Consider the following 3,537-nt stretch of genomic DNA (forward strand, 5'->3'; position numbering starts at 1 on the left):
GGCCGCGCCAGCGCCCGCCGCCGCGGCCCCGGCGCCCGCGCCCCTCGCCGCAGCTCCTGCCGCGCCCCCGGCCCCGAAGGCCGCCGCTCCGGCGCCGGCCGCGCCCGCCGAGACCGGCCCCGAGCTGGTCCAGCTCCGCGGCCCCTCCAAGGCGGTGGCGACCAACATGGACGCCTCGCTGGAGGTGCCCACGGCGACCTCCGTGCGCGCCGTGCCGGCCAAGCTGTTGATCGACAACCGCATCGTCATCAACAACCACCTGCAGCGCGCCCGCGGTGGCAAGGTCTCCTTCACGCACCTGATCGGTTACGCCCTGGTCCAGGCCATCAAGGCCTCGCCGGGCATGAACCACAGCTACCAGGTGAAGGACGGCAAGTCGTACCTGGTCAAGCCCGAGCACGTGAACCTGGGCCTGGCCATCGACCTGGTGAAGCCGAACGGCGACCGCCAGCTCGTGGTCGCGGCGATCAAGAAGGCCGAGACCCTCGACTTCTTCGGCTTCTGGCAGGCCTACGAGGACATCGTCCGCCGGGCCCGCGCCAACAAGCTGACCATGGACGACTTCACCGGCGTCACGGTCTCGCTGACCAACCCCGGCGGCATCGGCACCGTGCACTCCGTGCCGCGCCTGATGCAGAACCAGGGCACCATCGTCGGCGTCGGCGCCATGGAGTACCCGGCCGAGTTCCAGGGCTCCGCCCCGGAGACGCTGTCCCGGCTGGGCGTCTCCAAGATCATGACGCTGACCTCGACCTACGACCACCGCGTCATCCAGGGCGCGGCGTCCGGCGAGTTCCTGCGCGAGATCCACCGGCTGCTGCTGGGCGAGAACGGCTTCTACGACGAGATCTTCGAGTCGCTGCGGATCCCGTACGAGCCGGTCCGCTGGGCCACCGACGTGGCCACCACGCACGACGACGAGGTCAACAAGACCGCCCGCGTCATCGAGCTGATCCACTCCTACCGGGTCCGCGGCCACCTCATGGCCGACACCGACCCGCTGGAGTACAAGCAGCGCAAGCACCCCGACCTCGACGTCACCACGCACGGCCTCACCCTGTGGGACCTGGAGCGCGAGTTCGCGGTCGGCGGCTTCGGCGGCCAGCGGATGATGAAGCTGCGCGACATCCTCGGCCTGCTGCGCAACACGTACTGCCGCACGGTCGGCATCGAGTACATGCACATCCAGGACCCGACGCAGCGCAAGTGGCTGCAGGAGCGCCTGGAGAAGCCGTACACCAAGCCGGAGCGCGAGGAGCAGCTGCGCATCCTGCGCCGGCTGAACTCGGCCGAGGCCTTCGAGACCTTCCTGCAGACCAAGTACGTCGGGCAGAAGCGCTTCTCGCTCGAGGGCGGCGAGTCGCTCATCCCGCTGCTGGACGCGACCATCGACTCGGCGGCCGAGCACCGCCTGGACGAGGCCGTCATCGGCATGGCCCACCGCGGCCGCCTCAACGTGCTGGCCAACATCGTCGGCAAGCCGTACGGCAAGATCTTCGGCGAGTTCGAGGGCAACCTCGACCCGAAGTCGATGCACGGCTCCGGCGACGTGAAGTACCACCTCGGCTCCGAGGGCACCTTCACCGGCCTGGACGGCGAGACCATCAAGGTCTCGCTCGCCGCGAACCCCTCCCACCTGGAGGCCGTGGACCCGGTCGTCGAGGGCATCGCCCGCGCCAAGCAGGACATCCTGGACCAGGGCGGCACCACCTTCCCGGTGCTGCCGATCCAGATCCACGGCGACGCGGCCTTCGCCGGCCAGGGCGTCGTCGCGGAGACCCTGAACATGTCGCAGCTGCGCGGCTACCGCACCGGCGGCACCGTGCACGTCGTGGTCAACAACCAGGTCGGCTTCACCGCCGCGCCCGCGAGCAGCCGCTCGTCGATGTACTGCACCGACGTGGCCCGCATGATCGAGGCGCCGATCTTCCACGTGAACGGCGACGACCCGGAGGCCGTGGTCCGCGTCGCGCGGCTCGCCTTCGAGTTCCGTCAGGCGTTCCACAAGGACGTCGTGATCGACCTCATCTGCTACCGCCGCCGCGGTCACAACGAGGCCGACAACCCGTCGTTCACCCAGCCGCTGATGTACGACCTGATCGACAAGAAGCGCTCGGTGCGCAAGCTGTACACCGAGGGCCTGATCGGTCGCGGCGACATCACCATGGAAGAGGCGGAGCAGGCGCTCCAGGACTTCCAGGGCCAGCTGGAGAAGGTCTTCGCCGAGGTCCGCGACGCCGCCCAGACGCCGGCCCCGGCCTCCAACGGCAAGCCGCAGGCGGACTTCCCGGTCAACATCCAGACCGGCATCTCCCAGGAGATGGTGAAGCGGATCGCCGCCTCGCAGGTCAACCTGCCGGACTGGCTGACCGTCCACCCGCGCCTGCTGCCGCAGCTGCAGCGCCGGGCCGCCTCGGTCGAGGACAACACCATCGACTGGGCGATGGGCGAGACCCTCGCCATCGGCTCGCTGCTGATGGAGGGCCACCCCGTCCGCCTCGCCGGCCAGGACAGCCGCCGCGGCACCTTCGGCCAGCGCCACGCGGTGCTCATCGACCGGGTCTCCGGCGAGGACTACACCCCGCTGCTGTACCTGACCGAGGACCAGGCCCGCTACACCGTGTACGACAGCCTGCTGTCCGAGTACGCGGCGATGGGCTTCGAGTACGGCTACTCGCTGACGCGGCCGAACTCGCTGGTCATGTGGGAGGCGCAGTTCGGCGACTTCGTCAACGGCGCGCAGACCGTGGTGGACGAGTACATCGCCTCCGCCGAGCAGAAGTGGGGCCAGCACTCCGGCGTCACCCTGCTGCTGCCGCACGGCTACGAGGGCCAGGGCCCGGACCACTCGTCCGCCCGCCCGGAGCGCTTCCTGCAGCTGTGCGCGCAGAACAACATGACGGTCGCCATGCCGACCCTGCCGTCGAACTACTTCCACCTGCTGCGCTGGCAGGCGCACAACCCGCACCACAAGCCGCTGGTCGTCTTCACCCCGAAGTCGATGCTGCGCCTGAAGGCCGCGGCGAGTGCCACCGAGGAGTTCCTGTCCGGCTCGTTCCGCCCGGTCATCGGTGACACCACCGTCGACCCGGCGAACGTCCGCAAGGTCGTCATCACGGCGGGCAAGTTCTACTACGACGTCGAGGCGGCCCGTACCGAGCGCGGGGTCACCGACACCGCGATCGTCCGGGTCGAGCGGCTCTACCCGCTGCCGGTGGCCGAGCTCCAGGAGGAGCTGGCCCGCTACGGCGACGACGTCCAGTTCGTCTGGGCGCAGGAGGAGCCGGCCAACCAGGGTGCCTGGCCGTTCATCGCGATGAACCTGGTCGACCACCTGCAGGTCGTCATCGGCCGCAGTGCCAACGGTTCGCCGCGGCTGCGCCGCGTCGCCCGCACGGCCTCCTCGGCCCCCGCGGTCGGCTCGGCCAAGCGTCACGCCGCCGAGCAGCAGGCGCTGCTGGAGGAGATCTTCACCATCTGAGCCCGCCCCGGCCCCGGTCGGGCTCGAACGGCCCCGGCCCCCGCGCACACCGCGCG

Annotated in this window: 1 protein-coding gene; it reads left to right on the forward strand. The window is 70.1% G+C overall.

Translation table 11 applies throughout. The features are described from left to right. A partial coding sequence (locus ACFWA9_RS38760) for a multifunctional oxoglutarate decarboxylase/oxoglutarate dehydrogenase thiamine pyrophosphate-binding subunit/dihydrolipoyllysine-residue succinyltransferase subunit (RefSeq protein ID WP_380394231.1) occupies window positions 1–3,481 on the forward strand: 3,481 nt, incomplete at its 5' end. Window positions 3,482–3,537 lie beyond the last annotated feature (56 nt).

It is taken from the genome of Kitasatospora sp. NPDC059973, assembly GCF_042737525.1.
GTDB lineage: Bacteria > Actinomycetota > Actinomycetes > Streptomycetales > Streptomycetaceae > Kitasatospora.